Raw genomic sequence first — 22,871 nt, forward strand, 5'->3', positions numbered from 1 at the left:
ACAATGGAAAAAAGCAATAAAATTGCAGTAATAGGTGCAGGTATTGTAGGCCTCTGTAATGCCCTTCAATTACAGCAACAAGGGTACCAAGTCACATTGTTTGACAAGCATGGTGTTGGTGAGCAATGTTCTAAAGGCAATGCGGGGCACTTTGCAACAGAGCAAGTATTTCCGCTCGCTGATAAATCACTCCTGCCCAAACTTCCAAAAATGTTGCTAGATAGCATGAGCCCATTACGGATAGACTGGCGCTATTTCGTAAAGGCAATGCCTTGGTTTACGAAGTTTTGCCATAATATGTTGAGCAGCAAATACCAACGACACACGCAAGCACTTAAAGTCCTCAATAAAGACGCAATAAACGCATACGCCAGATTGCTTGAAGATAGTTTTGAGGAGCATGTCACACTCAGTGGCAGCCTGTTAACTTTTGAACACGGCAACCTTACTGAGATTCGCACACTACAAAACAAGTTTCTAAAAGAAGGCATCAAAGTAGAGTTACTTAATCAGGATGAAGTGCAAGCGCTTGAACCGCAGCTAAGTATTCGTATTAAGTATGCTTTACTGTTTACTGAAGTTGGGCACACCACCGATCCATTTCAGCTTAGCCTTTGTGTTTACAACAAGTTTGTTTCTTTAAGGGGACAGTTTGTACAACAACAAGTTACTGATATTTGTCAGGCCAATGGCACATGGAAAATGACCGCGCAGCAAACTGAGCATGGCGAATTTGACAAGATTATTGTGTGCACTGGTGCTTGGAGTAAACGCTTATGTAAGCAACTGGGGTATCAAGTGCCTATTGAAGCTGAACGCGGTTACCACAATATGCTCTCCACCCATGTCCTATCGAGACCCGTTGCTTCTGCAGAAAGACAATTTATTATGACCCCAATGAACTCGGGCCTCAGGTTGGCAGGCACCGTAGAATTTGCCGGACTCGAAGCCCCACCGATGTATGAAAGAGCGGCATACCTGTTGGCACATGCAAAGAATATGTTGAAAGACTTTGATGAAGTTCAGCAAGGGGAGCACTGGATGGGCCCAAGACCATCCCTGCCAGACTCACTCCCTGTTATTTGCGAAGCGCCAAACCACCCTAACATTATTTTTTCATTCGGCCATCAGCATCTCGGTTTGACACAGGCCGCTATCAACAGTGAACTCGTCGCAAATTTGGTTGCAAAGCAGCCAAGTGCATTTGATATTAGCCCCTACAGTATTACGCGTTTTCAGTAACACTGAGTAAAACATTTAGGATTATTTATGAAAGGTATAGGTTTTCAAACAAAGCAGGCAGCATTAGATAGCCTCGATAATATGACCGCGGGCGTTGCGCCCATCGCCGAAGAAGAGTTCAAAGCAAGGATGGAAAGAGCGCAGTCATATATGCGTGAGCACAACATCGATGCCCTGTATCTTAATGCTGGAACCAATTTAAAGTATTTTACAGGGCTATCATGGTCTGCAAGTGAACGCTTGGTTGGTGCTATTTTGCCTGCACAAGGTCAAGTTAGATTTATTGCGCCTTTTTTCGAGCTTGGCACTATCAATGAGTATCAAATCATCAAAGGTGAAATCCATGCTTGGCAAGAAGAAGAGTCTCCCTACTTACTGGTGGGTGAAGTCCTAAAAGAAATGGGCATTGCTCAGGCAGCAACACTGGCGATAGATGAAAGCACTGCATTTTTCACCGTTGACGGCATTGCAAGCGTCAACTCTGAGCTAAACATCATCAATGGCCACCACGTAACAGCTCATTGTAGAATGCACAAATCAGATAATGAAATTGCGCTAATTCAGCACGCAATGGACATGACGCTTGAAGTACACAAAGCCGCAGCGTCTATCTTACATGAGGGTATCTCGACTACAGAAGTAGAAGAGTTTATTGAACTGGCCCACCAGAAAGTCGGTGTGACGGGCAATTATTTTTGCATTGTGTTATTTGGTAAAGCGTCGTCCTTCCCGCATGGTGTTAAAGACCCTCAAACGCTGAAACAAGGAGATGTGGTTTTAATTGATACAGGGTGTAAACTACACGGTTATTTGAGTGACATCACACGAACTTATGTGTACGGCGAAGCAACAGAGCGTCAAAAAGCGATGTGGCAACATGAAAAGACCGCACAAGCGCGTGCTTTCGAGGCTGCTCAGATAGGTGCAACGTGTGGTGATATTGACCATGCAGCCAGAAGTTATTTAGCGTCACAAAATCTTGGACCTGATTATCAACTGCCTGGTTGCCCACATAGAACGGGCCATGGTATTGGATTGGATATCCATGAATTGCCTTATCTAGTGAAGGATAACCCACAACCTCTTGCTCCAGGAATGTGCTTTTCGAATGAGCCTATGTTGGTGATCCCTGATGAATTCGGCATTCGACTTGAGGACCATTTCTATATGACTGAGCATGGTCCCAAGTGGTTTACAGAGCCAAGCTATAGTATCGATGACCCATTCGGAATCGATAAATAAAATACGTTATGACCAACGGGTATTTTACTCGTTGGCCCATTCGATTTATTGCTCTTTTATGTCATACAACTTAACATTACCAGAGTCGTCGCCAAGTAATTCAAATGCACCGGCGTTTCTCACGGTAACATTACCACTACCATCGTCCACAGACACTTTTCCTGTCACATTTTCAATCACTATATTGCCAGAACCATCCTTGACCACCACATTACCTTCAATGTCTTCCGCCCGCAGCTTTCCGGAGCTATCATCTACTGTAAGTGCTCCTTGGATACCTACTAGCTCGATTTTGCCCGAGCCGTCCTCAACTTCTAGTGCAGTAATATTGTCACGAACTTCAATCGAACCAGAGCCGTCATCAATAAAACTAATACTCGCATCTCGCGCTTTAATAGAGCCCGAGCCGTCTTTGATTTTCGTCATTAATGTACTTGGCAGCGATACTGTCAAATGAATAAGCGTGTAGTTGTTCCTCGTATGGCAAACATTGGCTTGCAACTTTGCTGTACCGCCCTTTTCAACCAAATTTAAACAATAATCTGAGCTCTCTTCAGATTGGTAAATATCTGCTTTTACAGAGACTTCATCAGTATCTGTGCCAACCAATGATAGGCTACCCGCGCCAGCATCTATTTTTAGGCGCGTGACCTCTTTGGTTGATAGCGACAGCATTTCACTTTTAACAAACTCATAGTCGCTAGAATAAAATTGGTGTGCCGAAACACTCGTAGCGCTCAGCGCCATTGCCGCAAATACATAAGCTTTCATTTATTCATCCTTTATCGCTCTATTTTGTTGATTAGGACGCAGCCGCACCAAAAATGGTTTAAATCCATTTAAAATAATTTCCATTTCCCCTTTGATACACACACCGATCTCTGTGGATAAGAAAATACCTTGGATTTACATAAAAATTATTGTATACAATATACATAAAACAAATGAGATCCTGTTATGTATAAAACTTGTTTAAGTTTATGTTTTGCGACGCTCCTAGCAGGGTGTGCAATGACATCCGCAACCAAATCCGAATCTAATATAAAATCACCTGCGCAGATGCAAGTAGATATCGATGTCTCAGGGCGAGTAAGTACACTTAACCACATTGATATTCAATTTGTTGGAAAGCAGATCCCTCGCACCTTTAGCGATGGTAAAATATCCAATAGCCGAGGCTATAATTGGTGGGTTAGTAAGCACTTTGCACTGAAAAGTGATTTACCGGAAGAGAAGGTATATTTGTACCTAGAGCTTCTAGAAATGTCGTACCCTCACTACGTTGAGCTATTTGGTATGGAACCCAGTAATATTGAAAACCAACGGATTGCTGTAGTGTATGGCAGTTCCCGTGAGCGTGTGCGCGAGGCAATGTTGGATGATGGATTTTTACGCGGCGTACACACACATGCTGGCGGTGAAACCATGTTTTATAATCGCGTAGGATACAGCTTTCCAAGCCATCGTCAGCACCATCAAAGGTATATCGTAATTCACGAAACCATGCATGCATTCCATATGGCCTTAAATGGGCACTCTACGTGGGCACCAAACTGGATAACCGAAGGCATGGCCGATGCAATCGCAAGCCACACGTACGATCCAATATTAAAGCAATTAAATGTTATGGTGTTTGATAGAGCTCCTATGAACTATCTCGCGTTAGGTCTAGAACAGTACCACAATGCCAATCAACCCAGCTTTGAACAAATTAATGATGACCGGAGACTAAAAAGAGGGTTAAACTTTTTTATCGTACATTTCTTACTTAGCGACCCAACTCGTTACCATTATTTCAAACGCTATTTGCGCACGCTCATGAACGCTAACCCTGATTCCGAGCACACATTACCAACAGCCAATAAGCTGCTTAAAGCAACTTTTCCCAACTGGCAGACACTCGAAACACAATTTGCTCAATTTATTCAATCTGCACAGCCTAGCTTTTACATAGTAAAAGGTCCTTGGGAGCAAAACGGAGCAGGCTATTTCTTACGTAGCGATAAAAGTGACGTTTTACACCGTATAGATATCCTTGCAAACAATGACAGTAAACAAGTCACCCTCGACTTTCCAGCACCACTTGCACACCCTTTGATTGCTCCAGTAAAACAAGATAGCCTCAGTGCGCTAATTGATTTTGAGTCAGAGCAATTAGCCCGGGGTAAATTAGGACTGGGATTGATCACCGAGCTTTCACCAGACAGTAAACAAAAGCGGTTAGGTTTAGTTGAAAAAGCAGATTTTAGCCAAGATAAGATGTTGGCTTTATTGATAGAGAATGGCAACAAACTTACCTTACAGTTTGTCGGTTATAACTTGCCAAAACAGTTTGTTTCTCTCCCAGCAGAGATTATTAAAGACATAGCGTTACACCATCAACTTGCAGTAAATTTAAGGCAAAAAGGCAACACACTTAACGCGACTATCAATACCAAAAATCACAGTCATCATGTTGAATTTACCTTGCCAGAGAAAATTAGAGCCAATTTAGACTTACAAAAGTTATCTGTTTTGGGTAGTGCGATGAACCACACCATAACGCCCTATATATTCGGGCACACAAATAAAGTACAAAGGCTCGCTTCAGCCTCTCCAAACCCTTGGCAATATCAAGACGCGGCGCTTGCCCTTCGCGCTTTCAATACCTGTGAATCTTATGTATCGCAGCTGAAAGCTTGTAGAGCAAAACTTAATCGGGCATTGAACAAATTGACAATGCCAAGCCAGCATGAGGCACTCTCTACCCAACTTTCCTCGTTATTAAATACTTGGCAAACACAACTTGATGCGCCAGATGCAACCACACTCAGCGGCATTATCATCTACCCGAGGTACGATGCCCAGACACCATTTTTGCAGGTTGTAAATCCGAGCAAATACGCGGCAAAACTAACACTGACTCAAAACGGAAATAGTGAAAACCATATGGTCTTACCAGGAAAGAACCGTATTGAGCTGCCCGCTGAAGCGGCACAATATACTTATCAATTGAATTGGCAAGGTTTTGATCAGCAAGGCGCAATAGATATTGAGCCTCACCGTTTTGACGGCGTTTACTTAAACGCCGCTCTGCACCAACAGCAACTTCAGATTGCGCTGTCTGGACCGTATTCAGGCGCCACAGCAGGTCAATTAGATGTAAAGTTTTTGCCCTACGAAACACCAATAAGCACACCAGTATTGTGGCAAGATAAAGTCGAAATCGCGCCGTATGAAAGCCGCACATGGCAACCTAAGCTACCGAACCTAACTCAGTTAGCTCATGGTGTTTTAGAGATCACGGCAACACTTGACGTGGATGGCGAGCCCATTTTGCTAAAACAGCAAATAAAGCTTTAAAACACTAAAGCGCATAGCGTATTTTACTATACGCTATGCGCCTCATTTAAAATTTATTTCTACTTGCAGCTAAAAGACATGTTGATTTGATACGGTTCACCCATTGAATCTTCTGCGATACCCCCACCAATCCACATAGCAGTTCCCACATCATCTACCGCATTGCGACCAAATATCGCCATCCCAGCACCAGCAACTTCAACCGCATTTGCCAAGTCTCTGTTACGTAAATATTCTTCTTCCGGCATGGATCCCACGTAAGTCAACTGCTCATTGATTATATAAGCCCGATCACTGCCTTTTTCTTCACAGAAATGATTGGCTTGGTCAATGGCCTCTTCAGCCGCTTTTTCTCTAGTTTCAGCTGTCAAGTTGACATAGTGCTTACCATCTTCAGCAGGTCTTACATTGTTGTGGTGTGCACACCCAGTTGCTAATACGGCTAGAAGCGATGCAGCGATAAGTTGTTTCATGTTTTTCCCCAATTTGTTTGTTAGAAAAAATAATAAGCGACCTCAGTGTGCGTTTCAGTCAGGGAATGTTTGAAAGTGTTAAGTTTGTTATGGTGTTTTTGACATTGGCTACAAACGTAACGCCAAAATAAGCAAGAAAAGATGTAATGAGTCACTGAGTGACAAGTAACAGAGTGACTCAATTATAAGTTTGGTGACTATTCGCCTATGATAGCGAATATTACAAATGCCATATCATTTTGTCATCTGCGAGAACATACAATTGTTCAGTAACTCTAGACTTTTCAAAAAATGATTCATCGTAAAGCACTTTATTGCTGCAAACTTCATCATCATACTGATATGCGATTAGTAAATGCGCTTGATGGCAGACAAGGGGATTGCATAGCCGCTTGTCATGAACGACGCTGACCTCTAGCACTTTACATAATTGGCATTTCGCTTTATTCTTGAACCAAGTCATAAACGAGTTTTGCAGTCACCAAATCACTCAGTGCCGTCCCTACTGATTTAAATAAAGTGATCTCACTTTGAGATTCACGCTGGTTGGTGTTACTTTTGGTCAACTCGGTCAATTCTGCTTTAACCTGATCTGCACGAAACACATTTTCTGTGATAGGGATTAGCAGCTCACCTGCTTCGTTTAATACATTTGCTCGGCTATCCACATACACTGAACTTCGTGTTACGGTACGGGTATCGCATTCTCTGTATTGCTTGTGGTGATTGCCAATCACATCAATGTGCGTACCTTCAGAGATCCAGTTACCGTCAAACAAGGGGGAGTGACTTCCTGTTGCACAACTAATTACATCGGCAGCTCGAATTACATCTTCACTTGCACTTCCAAGAGCAAACTCAACTTGACGAAATTGCGACGCCATTAAAGAGATTAAAGTACGTGCCTTGTCTTGATTTCTCGCAATAATAGTAACTTTTTCATATGTTCGTACACTCAAGTGAGCACGGATCATAAATGGCGCTAAGTTACCAGAACCAAAAAATACGAGATGCTTTGCATCTTGCTTTGCTAAATAAGATGCAGCCAGTGCAGACACCGCAGCGGTTCGCCATAACGTTACTTCTGTACCGTCAACCAATGCTAATGGCCCTCCTGTTGCCCTCGAGAACAGCATAATTTTTGAGTAGAGGCTTGCTTTATCTTGCTTAAAATTATCGGGAAAATAAGTAAATGCTTTTACCCCTATTACTTCGTCATTCCAAGCAGGTAAAACCGCAAAAGCATCATAGTTAGTTGGATTGTCGTCTAGCTCAAAAACTTGCCGCATTGGCACGCCAGCATTGCCCGCAAACCCTTTCTGCAAAGCAGATATTAACTTATTAAAACTAAGCGCTTGCTTTACTTGCGCTCGATTAATTTGCTGCATAGAGATAGTCCTTATAATTCGAATGTTTGAGGAGCTTTCGTGAGGTACTTGCAACCCTGCTCCGTTACGACAATATCTTCTTCAAGGCGAACTCCACCAAATCCAGGAATGTAAATACCTGGCTCGATTGTGATGACATTCCCTTGCTTTAAAATATGAGAGACTTTGGGTTTGATAAACGGTTGTTCATGCAGGTTAAGTCCTAGACCGTGACCTAAGCCTTCACCGGCGAATCGTGCAAATGGGCTACTCGTCAAAACTTGATGTGCCACCTTATTTAAGCTGTCGCAGTCAATTCCAGACTTCACACTTTCTAATGCTCGTTGCTGTGCTTGCTGAACAGTATTAAATACGGACGTTTGTTTGGCTGTTGGTGTGCCGAGTACATATGTTCGCGTCATATCAGAGCGATACCCATTCACGACCGCACCGAAGTCAACCAATATAAAATCACCTTTTTTCAAACGCCGCTCACTGGGGTTACCATGGGGTAATGCACTGCGTTCGCCAAATAATAAAATGGTGTCGAATGAAACCCCTTCAGAGCCCTTGCTACGCATTTTGTACTCAAGCTCTAGTGCTAATTCGCGTTCTTGTACACCTTCTTTTGCAAGCGTCAACATTTCACTCAGTGACTCATCCGCGATTTGTGCGGCTTGCTGGATGTAAGAAATCTCTATTTCGTCCTTAACTTCACGTAAAGCTTCTACGCACCCTGTCACCCCTCGTAAATTCGAGTAAGGTAACTCAGCAGCAATTACACGCCATTGGTCAACGCTAAAATGAGCAGCCTCAAAGGCAACAGCTTCACAATTAGGCAAACAGCGCGCGATACACTGACCAAGTGATTCAGTGTCTCTATCTCTTTGGATCACTTCAATATCACTTGTTTCTTCACATGCACGTTCAAAATAACGATAGTCTGTTATTAAATAGGACTCGTGTTTACTCATTAGCAAAGTCGCAGCATTGCCACTGAACCCAGTGAGGTACCGGATGTTTTGACGGCTAGATATAATCATCATGTCTGCTTGATGCTGCTTCAACGATTGCAGTAACTTGCTCTTTCTTGATTGATAATTAACGTTCAACAGTTTCACCTTTCATAAATTAGTGATGGACACTCTCGCGTAGGCTTACTCACTAGAATAAAATATATTGTATACAAATGAATTTAGCAAGCGAAATACCGTGCGATAGAAGACTTTAAGGTATGGTGTTACTGAGAAGAAGTTCGTGACATTACTTAAAATGAGAAGGTCAACACTTTTACATTAACCCATTAATTAGCTTAAATAAAAATCAACAAAAAATGATGAAGTTTTTTAAATAGCGAAAAGCAGAACCACAATAATGTGAATACAAAAAGATAATAAAGCATAGGCCCCTACTACTAGTCTAAAAAGTCAGCATATTAATGTACCAACTCAAACTCTTATGAATCCTTTTTCCATATTATCAGTAACACTTTTTATATTTAAGAAATAACACGCTAACAGACTAATTTTATGAAGAAAATCATCCCCTATAATTTAAATTATAATAATAAATAACAACGTTAAACGACCTCCTTAGCACTTAATACCTGAATGTTTGCATACACCGAAAAAATCCATTCATTTGCAAATTCCACTTTCGCTTACTAACGTTAGAAATAGTTAAATTTTACTATCAAGGACTGGCCTAAAATGAGTATCCAATTGCGCCATGCTTTCGACTCAGAGAAACTTGTTAACTGCTTAAATGATGCAATAGTCATTGGCCATGTTACACGTTCCACGGCAAAGGTATGGGTAAGAAGTAAACACTGCGGCAAACATTATGTAGTATTGAGCGATACGCCAATTCAGCCAATAGGCATTAACATTGACTCGCCTGATACTAATACCACTTTGCAAAACGAATTCGAAACGGGTGGTCAGGGTCAAGTTCGACCAATTGCTTTAGACGATACAACAGACCGCACTCATTGTGTCGAGTTTCAGGGCTTGCAACCCGCAACACGATATTGGGTAGCACTCTTAGCTGACCAATCGGTCCCTGCTCGACGCCATTGGCGCAGCGGTTACGAAATACCAGCTTCATTTAAAACACAAGTAGCTAATGCTCAATCCCTCGCTTTTGGCTTTTTTAGCTGCCATGACCCCTATAAAAAAGGTCATGGACCTGATGATATTTTTCAAGATATATTGAACAGATTAAATGAACTAGGCGGCGACTTTATTATCGCCGGCGGAGATCAGGTCTACGTCGACTCAAGCACCAAAGAATTCGATATATGGCGATGGGTAACCGATAATAAAGCGCAGTTAAAACCCTACTTTGAAACACAGGACCAAGCGGGCTTAATTAAAGAGCTCAGCTATTTTTATCGGTTTATTTATCGACTATATTGGCAATCAGCACATTTTCAAAAGTTATTGCGCTCATACCCTACGTATATGATTTGGGATGACCATGAGATTATGGATGGATGGGGCTCACTTACTGAAGAGGAATTGAGTAATAAGTTAGATACTCTTTTTGAGTGGGAAGACAGTGAATTTAACCTGTTTATCGCACATGCAATGTTTCATGCTGCTGCACAAGTCTACCAAGAGTATCAGCATAGCCATAACCCAACGACGCCTTCTCTACCAAACGTACCATTAGCAAACTCTCAGTGGGACTATAGCTTTGCTCATAGCTTAGCGAACTTTTACGTATTGGACCAAAGGGGACATCATCAATTTCAAAATCCAGAAGGTTATGATCTATTGGGGCCTAAGCAATTTGCTCGTTTGTCTCAATGGTTCGAAAACATACCTAGCTCCGCAAAAGCGATATTCATAGTTTCTCCTGTTCCCGTTGTGCACTGGAGCTGCACCGTTGTGAACATGGCTGACATAGGCTCCTATAAAGATGATTTTAGAGACGAATGGGACCATGAGGCAAACCACCAAGAACGCAATGAGTTACTTGATTTAGCTTTCGACGCCTCGCAAAAGCACAAGGTACCAGTGATATTTTTGTCCGGCGATGTACACTGTGCGGCATCTTTTAAACTTAAACGCCGTGCAAATAGCGGTACTGTTTATCAATTTACAGCCAGTGGTGTAACACGAAAGTCAGCGCCATTTGTCAGCAAAGCCATTTCTTGCGCGCAAGGCACATTGAGCGGCTGCAACGTTTTAACGACGTTTGAGCGACTAGCTTTTAGCACTGAAAACAACTTTGGCATCATCAAACTTTTTATGGACGCAGAGCAAACATACCTTGTTGCGGAGCACATTTCTACAACAGACGAAGAAGATGAAATTTTAATAAAACAAGTGCGATTAATTTAGTTTTAACCAATTTATTTGTCATTGGATACGGCTTAGGATTAAGCCGTAGTTGCCTACCTTTAACTCTCTTTGTGAACACTCATTAACCACAAACCACTTTAAAAGATTACTTTTCAATCAATCAATCCGAATAAACATGCATCATTAAGTGAATTTCTATATCATCCGCCCGATTAAAAAGAAAACATAGGACAACAAGTATGAGTAATTCACAAGCGGGAGATGCCCGCAGCATGATGCCAGAAGGCCAAGCTCGCTGGACCCAGCATGATACTAATTGGGTACTTAGCCTGTTCGGCACCGCTGTTGGCGCAGGCATATTATTTTTGCCTATCAACATCGGCATAGGTGGATTTTGGCCATTACTCATTATGGCGGTACTCGCATTTCCAATGACTTACCTTGCGCACAGAGGCCTAGCAAGGTTTGTGCTTTCTTCTAAAAACAGCGACTCTGATTTTACCGATGTCGTTGAGGAACACTTTGGTGCAACAAGTGGTCGATTAATTTCTCTTCTTTATTTTTTCTCTATTTTCCCAATTTTGCTTATTTATGGTGTAGGTTTAACCAACACAGTAGACAGCTTCATGGTTAACCAAATGGGAATGGAGTCTCTACCAAGGGCTTTACTTTCAGGCGTACTAGTAGCGGGTATGATTGCCATTATGTTAGGTGGCGAGAAGCTATTGTTGCGTGCATTTGCTATTTTGGTATATCCACTAGTCGGTGTCCTACTATTTTTGTCACTTTATCTTATCCCAAATTGGCAAATCCCAGCTGTTTCAGCGCCAGACATTGGTTCGCTAAGCGAAACCCTTTGGCTATCTGTTCCAATTATCGTTTTTTCATTTAGCCATGCCGCAGCCATTTCGAGTTTTGCAAACACTCAGCGCCGCCACTATAAGTCTGAAGCAACAATCAAATCAGAATCCATTTTACGTAATACTGCTTTGATGCTGATTGCGTTTGTACTGCTATTTGTATTCTCTTGTATTTTCTCACTTACACCTGAACAAATGGCAGAAGCAAAACAAGCGAACGTATCAGTACTGTCCTATTTGGCAAATGTTTACAACAATCCTTTTATTGAAACATTAGGACCTTTAGTCGCGTTTATTGCTATCACCTCTTCATTTTTAGGTCATTTTTTAGGTGCGAGAGAAAGCTTCAATGGCCTGTTAACTAAGCAAACAAACATCAGTCTCAAAACAGCTGACAAGCTAGGTGTTGTGCTCATGTTTGTTTCTATTTGGGTTTGTGCGGTTATTAACCCTAGTATTTTAGACATGATGGGCGCGATATCCGGCCCTGTTATCGCATTGATCTTGTTTGTAATGCCAACTATTGCAATATATAAAGTGCCTGCATTACAAAAATACAAAGGCAAACTCAGTACTTACTTTGTACTCGCTGTAGGCTTGTTAGCAGTCTCAGCTTTGCTATTCAATATGTAAATGCAACTAGATGTGATGTGTGTTCGAGTTAGTTGAACACACATCACCGTTTATTCATCCAACAAAAATGATTGATTTCGGCCGTTACCTTTGGCTTGATAAAGTGCTTTATCGGCGGTTTTTATCAACTCTTCCACTTTGTCGTAATGACCATATTTACCCACCGCGACACCTGCACTGACAGTCACGACATCAAACCGCGACTTACTATGCGGAATTTCGAGTCCTTTTATTGCTGCTACAATGGCATTCGCGATCTTCTGAGCGCCTTCTCTATCAGTATTTGGCAGTAATACAGCAAACTCTTCACCTCCGTACCTAAATACACTGTCAAGGGGTCTATTTACCATTTTTACTGCTACTTTTGCCACGGCTTTAAGCGCGTCATCGCCTTGCAAATGACCGTAATGATCATTGAAAAACTTAAAGTAATCGATATCCAACATTATCACAGAAAGACTCTGCTGCTGGCGTAAATTTTGTTTAAATAGTCTCTGACATTCCATATCAAAATAGCGTCGATTGAATACTTCTGTCAGGCCATCAAAGAAGGAGTACTGTTTGAGAATATCCGTTTGTCTTTTGTACTTAAGATGCGTGCGGACTCTATTCACTAAAGTTCTTGCAACTATTGGCTTACCTAAAAAGTCAACCGCGCCCGCATCCCAGCACAACTCCTGTTGATTTTCATTCGTGTTTGATGTCACAAAAATGATTGGGATCTCATTGAGCTCATCCATCGCTTGAATCTTTTTACAAGCTTCTAAGCCGGTCATTCCTTCGAGTATCCAGTCCATTAAAATGAGGTCTGGCGGATTATCTATGCAGTGCTTAATAGCATCTTCTGCCGAAAAAACACAGTCAACTTTACACAACCCATCCAAGCAAGCACTCAACACTTTTTGCGTGAGTGAGGAGTCCTCTACAATTAAAACTGAACTATCGCTGAGGTCATCAATATCCTTAAACATACGGCCCCCAAAAATAATTAAATATATAACTTTGTTTATAGCGAATACTCATGCACCTAACAAGTTAAAAAAACTCATGAAGTGCACAAATAAACTACGATAAGCGCTTGTACAAAGTATATTCTTTCTCTTGAATTTAGCGACTAATTTAATTCGCTATCTGGCCAAAACTTCGTACCTTTAATTGTTGCTTGCAACGCTAAACCACTCTTTGTCATGGTGTAGACAGACATATCACCATAGTAAAGCTCTCCCTGCACGGACGCGCCCTTTTCTGACGCCTTCGCCGCAGCATCGGCATTACCACCAAATGTCCAACCGTGTTCAATAAAAGTATCTAGCGCTTTTTGAGTATGAAACACTAAAACGAGTCTATAGTCTTTCACCCCTAAGCCCAAGCCTACGCCACCTTCGGCCATATTCATGTAGGTAAAATTACCCGTCTTATTAGTGTGCACCACGCCATATCCTGTACCTGCTGAAACGAGTAGTAAGTTGACATTGGCATTAGAAAACACCGCATATCCCACCGCGGATCTTAATTGGGCCCGCGTATCAGGCTTTTCGGAATATAACTGTGAAAGCGTTTCATTTTTCATTTTTATGATATCAGATCGTTTTTGCGCGATATCTCCTCCCCCCATCGACGCGCACCCAGCCAATACCGCTGCAAACCAAAGCACAGTTACTTTAAGCATATATTTCATAATTTTTCTCCTAATCAGGTACTGTGAACTGCAGGTTGTGCATATGCGCACAACAATTGTCGGGGACTATGCACTCACCAAGTTTAGCCCAAGATGAACGAAGCTAAATTAAAATCAAAATGATAGTTGAACGGGCGCGATATTTACCCAGAGTATATTTCAAGCATTCAATAGCTAGCAGATTATATAACTTACAAAAACTCACAGTTTAAAGCCTTGCCGCAGATGAATCTAAGTGCATAGGTTTTCAGCTACAGTGAAAGCCAATCATGCTCAGTAATACGTTTTAGGCAATCATTGAAAAAGTAATAAAGTGCTGAAAATAAAAAGGCCGCCTGGGAAGGGCGGCCTTTAACACATCATGGGTAATCATGAAAGGGATAAATGTGAAAACAACTTCATTGTAACCATTGAGTAGTAAATTAAAATCATATTATAACGGTTATTTACTTCGTTATTTTCGAACTATTATATTTTCAATGAAGTTAGGTTTCCTTCTGAACACAGCTCCACTATATGAAATTTCTATCGATTTCATTTCTTATTACGCATAAAATGACTAAAAAACTCAGTCAATCTCTATGCTACATTTATCACTTGTCACCGCACTGTGGGCATTTTCATTTAGTCTTATTGGCGTTTACTTAGCAGGTCAGGTTGATTCTTGGTTTGCAGCAATGAGTCGCGTATTTATCGCGACGCTCATCTTTTTACCATTTATAAAAGTTGGGCAGGTCCCACTGCAAACAGCTTTAAGGCTCATGCTGATTGGAGCCATCCAAATAGGTGTAATGTACGGATTTTACTACCATTCATTTTTATTTCTTAGTGTCCCTGAGGTATTGTTATTTACTGTAATGACACCTGTTTACATAGCCTTGATTAATGATTTTTTGAATAAGCGCTTTCAAGCTCACCATATTCTGGTAGCACTTATCGCAACCTTAGGTGCTATTACTATTCGCTATGAACAAATCAATGAGAAATTTTGGGTTGGCTTATGCTTAGTGCAAGGTGCCAATTTGTGCTTCGCACTTGGTCAAGTGCTCTACAAACGATTAATTCAACATTCATCCATATCACAACATAGCAGTTTTGGCTTTTTCTTTATTGGTGCACTGATTGTCTCTGGCGCAGGCTTTATGTTATTTGGTGATAGTAATAAGCTCCCTACAACCACCAAGCAATGGGGGATTTTACTGTATCTGGGTCTCGTAGCATCAGGGCTTGGGTATTTTCTTTGGAATAAAGGCGCAACTTTGGTATCAGTTGGTACATTGGCAGCAATGAATAATGTGCTGGTACCAGCTGGAATTTTGGTTAACTTGGTTATTTGGAACAGAGAAACCAGTTTAGAGAAACTGGCTATTGGCAGTGTAATTATTTTCTTTGCTCTGTATCTGGATAGATATTTTGAAGCCAAACATTCTAAGACTCAGACATTCGAAAACGAGTAATAACTAGAGGCCACAAGCAAACATGAGGCCTCTCAACCTAACAGCTTTAGAAATTTGATTTTACTATCTGTTCCATCATTGACAGGGTTGCAAGCCACAATGTGATAATTATTTTTTAAAAGCATCATAAGCATAGATTTAAACTTATTCATGGACTTCACAGATATAAATTCATAGCCCTGCTCTAGACACCACCTTTCTTGTTCATTCAGTAATGATTGCGCAATGCCACTACCGCGATACTCAGGTATTACAGCACCTAACCAACTATAAAAGTGCTGTGTCGATTTCTCGTAGCCTAGTTTATACGCAACAGGCTTTCCATTTACCTTAGCAACCAACAGCAACGAGCGACGGTTTTGTAGACGTGCAACTATCGTATCTTTAGATTTAAGGAATTTGTTGTTCTATCTCAGACAGCTCGTCTAGCGTGCCTTGTTCAACCAAATACTGCACTTTGCTGTGACCCCCTTAGGTGTATTTATCAGTAACTCGTTAGATCTTTTTTAAAACTATTTGTCGGTAAAATAGTTTATTTTTTGAATGATGGTTGCTATTTCCCGATAGAAAAATTATAGCGATACTTTTCAACATATTATACATCATTACTCAATATTTTTTTAACCGCAAGGTCTAAAAACAACTGATGAAAAGCCCAATAATCTGACTATTTATCAAACCAAAAAAACGCGAAACAGTTAACCTAATGTAAAAAACCTTTGACAAAGTACATTTTACAACCAATTATTAAAACGTTCCAATAAATAATAACAGTGACAACGACACAAAAAATATGAGTTAAGCAAGAAAGAACTTATTGGAACATCAGGCAAATTCGAATAATTTTTGGAACGATACAAGGTTGCGTAAAAATGAATCAAAGACATACAAATAACGCTTTGAAGTACACAAAGCTTGCGTGCATAATTGCTGCTACTTTATCAATTTCGGCATATGCTAATACAGATCTCACATCAGCAAACCCAAATGCAATATCCGCTTCTGGTGAAAATGGCACTTTCGAAGGACGTACCAAAGCCTTTGATAATGACCAATACAGCAAATGGCTCACGTTTTCTCCATCAGGCTGGATCAGCTATCAGTTCGACCAGCCGCAGCGAATTACCAGCTATACACTCACATCAGCAAATGATGCACCCAGTCGCGACCCTCAAGACTGGCAATTGCAAGGATCTTCTGATGGCGTTAATTGGTACACATTAGATACCCGCAATAACCAGTCATTCGGCGCTCGCTATCAAACTAAACAATTCAATGTACCTAATCCGCAAGCATTTCAATTTGTTCGTTTAAACGTAACGGCAAACCATGGTGCCAACATTTTACAGCTAGCTGAGGTTGAGATGTTTGGTTCTAGCATAGTAACCCCACCAAATGAGCTGCCTATCACACAAACTAATTCATTAAATGCGCGCCAATGGCAACACTTTGGTCCATTTAATGTTGCAAATAAAGTGATTGCAACCACCAGCGGCTCTGGCGATGCTGACTTGTATATGCGATTAGGTGCTCAGCCAACAACACAGAATTTTGACTGTAGCAGTACATCACCTACCACAACTGAATCATGTAATTTACAGGGTAATGACCTCTATGTATCTGTGTACGCATACAGCAATACAAGCTATACCGTCAATATCCTAGAGCAAACCACAACGCCGCCCGATGGACAGTGGAAAAAGCCACAAGTCGATTTCGTTGATGTAGACCCGCAGACTCAAGGCTCAATTCTATTCAAACGTATAATATCTGATCCCTCTGGACATATGGCGAATCGATGTGTCGATGTTGCCAAGATCCTTTATAGCGATCCAATAGAATCGAACAGATTTAGAAATCTTAGGTTCGAGCTAAGGGCAAAAGATCACTGGGGCAATGAATTTGTCGCTTACAAAATGGGAGAAGATGGCTCTGGAGAAATGACCATTGTAGTCAGTACGACCCATCTAGCTAACCTTTATCGAGACAACGGAAATTCTGACGCAGCCATAAGAGATGAGATTGATGGTATTCTTTTTCATGAAGTAACTCACGGGTACAATAACTCACCGCTCACCCGCGACAGTTATGGTGATGGAAAAGCGTTTTGGGCATATACCGAAGGACTTGCCGATGCGGTAAGGATCGGAGAAGGCTTTCATAAAACGAGACAGCCTAACGTTACCGATCCAAAAAAATGGTTAGGTGGCTACACTACCACAGGCTTTTTCTTGCATTATGTCAGGGTCACACATGACCCAGAATTCTTGTATAAATTTAACAAGACAGCTAAAGATCTTGGTAATTATACATGGTCATTTGATTCCGCGTTTAGAAGTATTTTAGGAAGAGGTGTTGACGATCTTTGGCAAGAATATGCCAACTTTATCAATAGTGGTGGACAACTCCCATATTGAAAGGTGATAACTGATCCCTTCCCCGTCTAAAACCCTGCAAGCTGCATTTGGCTTTTAAGTTTGAAGCGGCTTGCTTTCACTAAAAATCAAACCAAATTATTCTGAACATAGATAAATAGCCCTAGCTAAGATCATATTTTTTTAGCGCATATAATCGTTCTACACTATGCTGTTGAGAGTGGTACATTTTATCTAGTTTTACCAGCTCACAGTAGGAGTATAAGAATCATGTCGGGCAACGCTAAGGTGCTAATAGTTGATGATGAAAAACCAGTGAGGGATATGATCCTCGCCGCACTCGAGCCTTGTTTTTCATGTGAGCAAGCCTCATCCGCACAAGAGGCCTATGAGATTCTTGAGAATTATAGCCCGCAAGTAATTTTGATGGATATTAGCATGCCAGGTATTGATGGGCTTGCAGCTTGCGAGAAAATCAAAAACGAAATTTTAACCAGCAATTGCGCCCTATTTCTGGTGTCCGGGTACAATAATTTAGATATGCGTTTACGCGCTTTTGATGTAGGCGCAGATGACTTCATTGCAAAGCCATTTCAAATCAAAGAACTCGTCACAAAAGTACAGAAGGTGTCTGAGTTTATTCAATCACAAGTGGAACTCAAAGCCAGCGAACAAGAGTCGATCACACTGGCCCTCTCTTCAATGCAACAGGCTTCCCACTATAGTTTGGTAATGCAGTTCTTCAAATCACTTAACCAGTGCAAAAATGAGCATCAAGTAATCAATCAATTTTTCGCTACCATGAAACAATTAGGATTACTTACAAGCGTCATGGTCAAAAAAGAAGAGATTACTTTTTATGGTCCAAATGGCGCAAGTATCAGCCCAATAGAGCAAAACATATTTGAGTTACTCTGTACAAAAGGTCGTCTGCATAGCTTTGGTAGACGATTGATTGTAAACGAAAAGCACATATCTTTTTTAATCAAAAACATGTCTGAATCACCCGAGGATAGCGGTGCTATCAATGATATCTCAGTTGCTATAATTGAGGGGCTGGAAGCCAAATTACTGGACTTGTACCGCCAGCAAGCAATGGAACAAATCGTTGTAGATATCACTTCAGGCATTGGCGAATTACACACTTTATCAGAAGAGTATAAATGTTTAATACATGATGTCATGCATGACTTAAACCAGCAAATTACGTCTAGTTTTCATATTTTAGATTTAACTGAAGAGCAGGAGCAGTTTATTGCCAATTTAATTGAAAAAGAGGCCAAAAGCCTCGGCTCAATTGAACCGAAAATTAATTTATTAAAATCAAACTTAACCAGCATAATCCAAAAAACTGATAAGTACTTTGAAATGGAGCAAAAAGTAGCTCCCGAGTTGGAAACGGACCTTGATTTAAACAATACTAAGCCAGAGTTATTTTGAGCAAAGTGTCGCTACTCTATTTAGTAACTCCTGAGGGCGAAACGGTTTGCGAATAATGTTTGCGTAAAGGGCACTATCAAAATCGCTGACTTTTTCAATATCCACATAGCCGCTTATCATCTGCACTTTTATCTCTGGATGAAGCCCCTGAGCCTGTTTGACTAGACTAAAGCCATTTACATCGGGCATTAGTACATCCGATATGATCAAATCATATGCGTTTTCTTTTAGTATCTCCAGCGCTTCGATACCACAAGTTTTAGTGTCTACAGTGTGACCCGCCTGACATAGAAGTTTTGCCATTACGCCTGCAAGTGATGCTTCATCATCAACAACTAAAATGCGGCATGGCGTTTGGTGTACATGTTCATAGTTAAGCTTAGCTTGAGACATCAGCTTGGACTTAGATTCCAACGCAGGAAAATAAATGGTAAATGTAGTGCCTCTTTGACAGCTCTTTACATCAACAACGCCCAGACTGCGTTGAATAAATGCATATACTTGGCTTAACCCCAAGCCAGTGCCTTGATCACCCTTGGTTGAAAAGAAAGGATCAAAAATATTGTCTAAATGCTGCTCTTTAATACCTTCTCCGGTATCTATTACTTCACACTTAACATGTAAACTCGTTGAGTGATCTATTTTATCATTTTGATACCAATCCAGACTTGTTTTGATGGTCACACTACCTGCTTCTTTAATTGCATGAACACTATTAATCACCAAGTTCAATATCATGTCATCAAAATCATGCCTATCAAGCTGCACATCAGGTAAATCCTCAGCCAAGTCAAAAATTAGCTTTATATCAGGCTTTAGTGACTTTTCTAGTAATTGGCGGCTATCAACAAGGGCGTCATTTAAAGAAAAAACCTCACTCAGTGCACTTTCTTTTTTTGAAAAGCTCAATAATTTGTGGGTGAGATTTGTTGCCCGCTCTCCTGCTTTTACTATTTCTTGTACATAACTTTTGATTTCAGGCTCAAGAGATGACTGCATCGTAATAATATCGCTATACCCCAGCATTATCCCTATTAAATTATTGAAATCATGCGCTATCCCTCCCGTTAATTTACCTAGCGCGTCCATTTTCATCGACCGCCTGAGCTGCTCTTCCTTATCTTTGATGTTGGTCAAGTCAACGCAGTTACCAATAAACCTTCTCACCCCATTTGGCATAATAGGCAATTCGCTAATAGACAAGTGCATAGGAAACACATCTCCACAGGCCCGCTTGCCCATCACTTGCCTACCGATACCAATTACTTGTTTGTGACCAGTTGTAATGTAGTTAAGTAAAAAGGAGTCGTGGTGCTTTGCAAACTCCTCTGGCATCAACATTTTGACATTTTCACCAATTACATGCTGCGCCTCATATTGAAATGCAACCTCTGCGGCTTTGTTAAATGTCAGTATTTGCCCTTTGTCGTTGATGGTAATCACAGGATCAACCATTGATTGGAGCACTTCGTCTTTTTCTGCTTCTTTAAGCTCAAGTGATTCAATCACCTCGCGTAGCATCGTAATATCAGAAATTAGCGAAGCATATCTCGCTGCCTCGCTGGTTTCATCAGAAAGAATGAAACTATGCCACTCAGTAACCCGTTGCCTGCCTTTTTTATCTGCTATAGCAATTAACTGTTTTGCATTGTGTTCGTTCGATATAGTTTGAAGTAAGTAACGCTCTAGATCAGAATAGAAGTCAACTGCAACGAGCTCCGACAAATTACTCCCTACAAGAGAGTGTTGGCAACTGCCAAAAAGATCTGAAGCAGCCTGATTACAAAATACAATGTTAAGCGCTTGGTCCCATTCAATAATTGCCATCGGAGCGTGGCGAACCAACTCAGCTAATCGTTTTTGAATCTGCTGTAGTTCATAATCAGTTTTCTTTTGTACCGTAATGTCTGAAATAAACCCAGCCATTGCATAATTGCTTTTATTTTGCTTGATAATTGGAAACAGCGTAATGGCACAATAATACGTTTCTCCGCGAAATTTATAATGTATTTCTTCTCTTATATAGCTATCTCCAGACATCACCGACTGCATACGAAGCTCTAAGAAAGTGGCGATATTTTTTGGACATGCCTTTAATAACTCTTCGGCATTCGATACCTTAGTATCCGTAGTTAGAAAACGCTTCAACTGCCCGTTGAGATAAGCAACCTCACCATTCTCCTGCAATAAAAATACGCTTTCAGGTAAGTTCTCAATGATGGAAAACAGTTTTCGCTCACTCAGCTGTAATTGCAACGTGAGTTCAAACTCTTTCTGTTGGTCTACAAATGCGATCAAATAGCAAGATAACCCCTGCTTTGCCATTGTCAGTTTAGTAATAGATAAGTTGATCGCATGCCATTTTTTCTGATTTAGCCAAAAGCTTTTTATACTTTTTCCCCTGTGGCTATCCGCTTCTTTTGAAAGAGATACTAACTGTTTGGTGTCAAAGTCATGAGATAATATGAACTGCTCGTTAAATTGCTTTGATTCAGCCAAACCCTTTGAAAGGCATTGCTTGGCAGTATGGTTCAAGTCCAGTATTGCACCTTGCTCATCCACAATGACGACGGCATCTGTAATGCCCTCAAATAGCGCTTGAAAATAGTCCTTTTGCTGACTAACCTCGGAGTGACTTATGGCTAGGTCTTGGAACAATACATTGCTCCTTCTAGCCAGTTCACTAAGTTCATCTTTTCCACCAATATCAATAAAGGTGATACCTTTTTCGGCATGGAAATTATCAAAGTGAGTAAAAATTTTTCGCAGCCGCTTTTGAATCGAGACATGAAAGATCATTGCAACTAACAATGCGGTAACGAGCATGATGACAAAGAGCGGTGTAAAGGCATGCATGGTGGAATTTTCTATGTATTTTTCTGCATAGGAATAATCCGCCAAGATCAATAAACGCTTGGCATTTTCTTGATGAGTGGTACTTTGCGAAACTATCGGGCCAGACATAACAAAAAGGTTTGACTCGCGGTCAAATGAATCCATTGTCTCCTTTTGCACTAACACGTTTGATAAATTTGATGACTCAGATTCATTGAATTCAAACTTCGCGAGTACTGCGCTTGCAGTCATGCCGATATACTCAGGTTGAGTAGCTAAAAACACTTCACCTTTATCATCAAATACAACGGCTAATTCAACGTCTGAGTGGGATTTCATTAAGTTTAAATATTTATCAATTGCATCCTCTCGATTCTCAGAGACCATAAACTCTAGAGCTGTTTGTGCTTGCACGAAAAGGCTCATAACCTCGTCCACACGCGTATTAAGATGACTATCAACGGTTTGTTTGAGGGTAAATAATTGTAAGGTCGCCACCTGAGCTAATAAACCAAACACCACTACAACAAAAATCTTCAGTGCAATAGGCAATCTGACAAAGTTTTTCACCGAGTGCATGTCAGTCCCCTACAGTGGTGGATTGACTTATTGTTTTTAT

17 protein-coding genes are annotated in these 22,871 nt (G+C 40.9%); 8 read left to right on the forward strand and 9 right to left on the reverse strand.

Annotation, left to right across the window (positions count from 1 at the left end):
• Positions 1 to 3: 3 nt before the first annotated feature.
• Complete coding sequence (locus tag N482_RS16790; protein WP_063378129.1) at positions 4 to 1,242, forward strand: NAD(P)/FAD-dependent oxidoreductase; 1,239 nt, start codon at positions 4 to 6, stop codon at positions 1,240 to 1,242.
• Between the two features lie 27 nt (positions 1,243 to 1,269).
• Positions 1,270 to 2,484 carry a M24 family metallopeptidase gene (locus tag N482_RS16795; protein WP_063378130.1) on the forward strand — a complete coding sequence of 405 codons (1,215 nt, stop codon included), beginning with the start codon at positions 1,270 to 1,272 and terminating at the stop codon, positions 2,482 to 2,484.
• A gap of 45 nt (positions 2,485 to 2,529) precedes the next feature.
• Here the strand turns inward: N482_RS16795 and N482_RS16800 are convergent, their stop codons facing one another.
• Positions 2,530 to 3,255 carry a hypothetical protein gene (locus N482_RS16800; RefSeq protein WP_063378131.1) on the reverse strand — a complete coding sequence of 242 codons (726 nt, stop codon included), beginning with the start codon at positions 3,253 to 3,255 and terminating at the stop codon, positions 2,530 to 2,532.
• 186 nt (positions 3,256 to 3,441) lie between these two features.
• Here N482_RS16800 and N482_RS16805 point away from each other — a divergent pair, with 186 nt between their 5' ends.
• Positions 3,442 to 5,826, forward strand: coding sequence for a hypothetical protein (locus N482_RS16805; RefSeq protein WP_063378132.1), 2,385 nt, complete (start codon positions 3,442 to 3,444; stop codon positions 5,824 to 5,826).
• Positions 5,827 to 5,885: 59 nt separating this feature from the next.
• Here N482_RS16805 and N482_RS16810 read toward each other — a convergent pair whose 3' ends face one another.
• The 4 genes from N482_RS16810 to N482_RS16825 form a co-directional block, all read right to left on the reverse strand.
• A complete protein-coding gene (locus tag N482_RS16810; protein ID WP_063378133.1) occupies positions 5,886 to 6,299 on the reverse strand; it encodes a hypothetical protein in 414 nt (137 codons plus the stop codon).
• 220 nt (positions 6,300 to 6,519) lie between these two features.
• A complete protein-coding gene (locus tag N482_RS16815; RefSeq protein WP_063378134.1) occupies positions 6,520 to 6,762 on the reverse strand; it encodes a hypothetical protein in 243 nt (80 codons plus the stop codon).
• Positions 6,743 to 7,687, reverse strand: a complete 945-nt coding sequence (locus N482_RS16820) for an ornithine cyclodeaminase family protein (protein ID WP_063378135.1) — start codon at positions 7,685 to 7,687, stop codon at positions 6,743 to 6,745. Before N482_RS16820 ends, N482_RS16815 begins: the two co-directional genes overlap by 20 nt.
• Positions 7,688 to 7,698: 11 nt before the next feature.
• Complete coding sequence (locus N482_RS16825) at positions 7,699 to 8,787, reverse strand: Xaa-Pro peptidase family protein (RefSeq protein WP_331245819.1); 1,089 nt, start codon at positions 8,785 to 8,787, stop codon at positions 7,699 to 7,701.
• A 588-nt stretch (positions 8,788 to 9,375) separates the two neighbouring features.
• Between N482_RS16825 and N482_RS16830 the strand changes: the two genes are divergently transcribed.
• A complete protein-coding gene (locus N482_RS16830) occupies positions 9,376 to 11,013 on the forward strand; it encodes an alkaline phosphatase D family protein (protein WP_063378137.1) in 1,638 nt (545 codons plus the stop codon).
• A 200-nt stretch (positions 11,014 to 11,213) separates the two neighbouring features.
• Positions 11,214 to 12,467 (forward strand): aromatic amino acid transport family protein, encoded by a 1,254-nt coding sequence (locus N482_RS16835; protein WP_063378138.1) that lies wholly within the window; start codon positions 11,214 to 11,216, stop codon positions 12,465 to 12,467.
• A 50-nt stretch (positions 12,468 to 12,517) separates the two neighbouring features.
• Here the strand turns inward: N482_RS16835 and N482_RS16840 are convergent, their stop codons facing one another.
• Both N482_RS16840 and N482_RS16845 read right to left on the reverse strand, forming a co-directional pair.
• Positions 12,518 to 13,438 carry a diguanylate cyclase gene (locus N482_RS16840; protein ID WP_063378139.1) on the reverse strand — a complete coding sequence of 307 codons (921 nt, stop codon included), beginning with the start codon at positions 13,436 to 13,438 and terminating at the stop codon, positions 12,518 to 12,520.
• 143 nt (positions 13,439 to 13,581) lie between these two features.
• Positions 13,582 to 14,145 carry a YSC84-related protein gene (locus N482_RS16845; protein ID WP_063378140.1) on the reverse strand — a complete coding sequence of 188 codons (564 nt, stop codon included), beginning with the start codon at positions 14,143 to 14,145 and terminating at the stop codon, positions 13,582 to 13,584.
• 581 nt (positions 14,146 to 14,726) lie between these two features.
• Here N482_RS16845 and N482_RS16850 point away from each other — a divergent pair.
• Positions 14,727 to 15,602, forward strand: coding sequence for a carboxylate/amino acid/amine transporter (locus N482_RS16850; protein WP_063378141.1), 876 nt, complete (start codon positions 14,727 to 14,729; stop codon positions 15,600 to 15,602).
• Between the two features lie 32 nt (positions 15,603 to 15,634).
• On the opposite strand, the gene N482_RS16855 is transcribed toward N482_RS16850, so the two are convergent.
• Positions 15,635 to 15,949 carry a GNAT family N-acetyltransferase gene (locus tag N482_RS16855; RefSeq protein WP_331245820.1) on the reverse strand — a complete coding sequence of 105 codons (315 nt, stop codon included), beginning with the start codon at positions 15,947 to 15,949 and terminating at the stop codon, positions 15,635 to 15,637.
• Positions 15,950 to 16,474: 525 nt separating this feature from the next.
• Between N482_RS16855 and N482_RS16860 the strand changes: the two genes are divergently transcribed.
• Positions 16,475 to 18,019: a basic secretory protein-like protein gene (locus N482_RS16860; protein WP_063378142.1), complete on the forward strand. Its 1,545-nt coding sequence runs from the start codon at positions 16,475 to 16,477 to the stop codon at positions 18,017 to 18,019.
• A gap of 228 nt (positions 18,020 to 18,247) precedes the next feature.
• Positions 18,248 to 19,417 carry a response regulator gene (locus N482_RS16865; protein ID WP_063378143.1) on the forward strand — a complete coding sequence of 390 codons (1,170 nt, stop codon included), beginning with the start codon at positions 18,248 to 18,250 and terminating at the stop codon, positions 19,415 to 19,417.
• On the opposite strand, the gene N482_RS16870 is transcribed toward N482_RS16865, so the two are convergent.
• Positions 19,409 to 22,831 (reverse strand): PAS domain S-box protein, encoded by a 3,423-nt coding sequence (locus tag N482_RS16870; protein ID WP_063378144.1) that lies wholly within the window; start codon positions 22,829 to 22,831, stop codon positions 19,409 to 19,411. The two genes, N482_RS16865 and N482_RS16870, sit on opposite strands and share 9 nt — an antisense overlap.
• Positions 22,832 to 22,871: the final 40 nt, after the last annotated feature.

This window comes from Pseudoalteromonas luteoviolacea NCIMB 1942 (assembly GCF_001625595.1).
In the GTDB taxonomy this organism is placed as follows: domain Bacteria; phylum Pseudomonadota; class Gammaproteobacteria; order Enterobacterales; family Alteromonadaceae; genus Pseudoalteromonas; species Pseudoalteromonas luteoviolacea_A.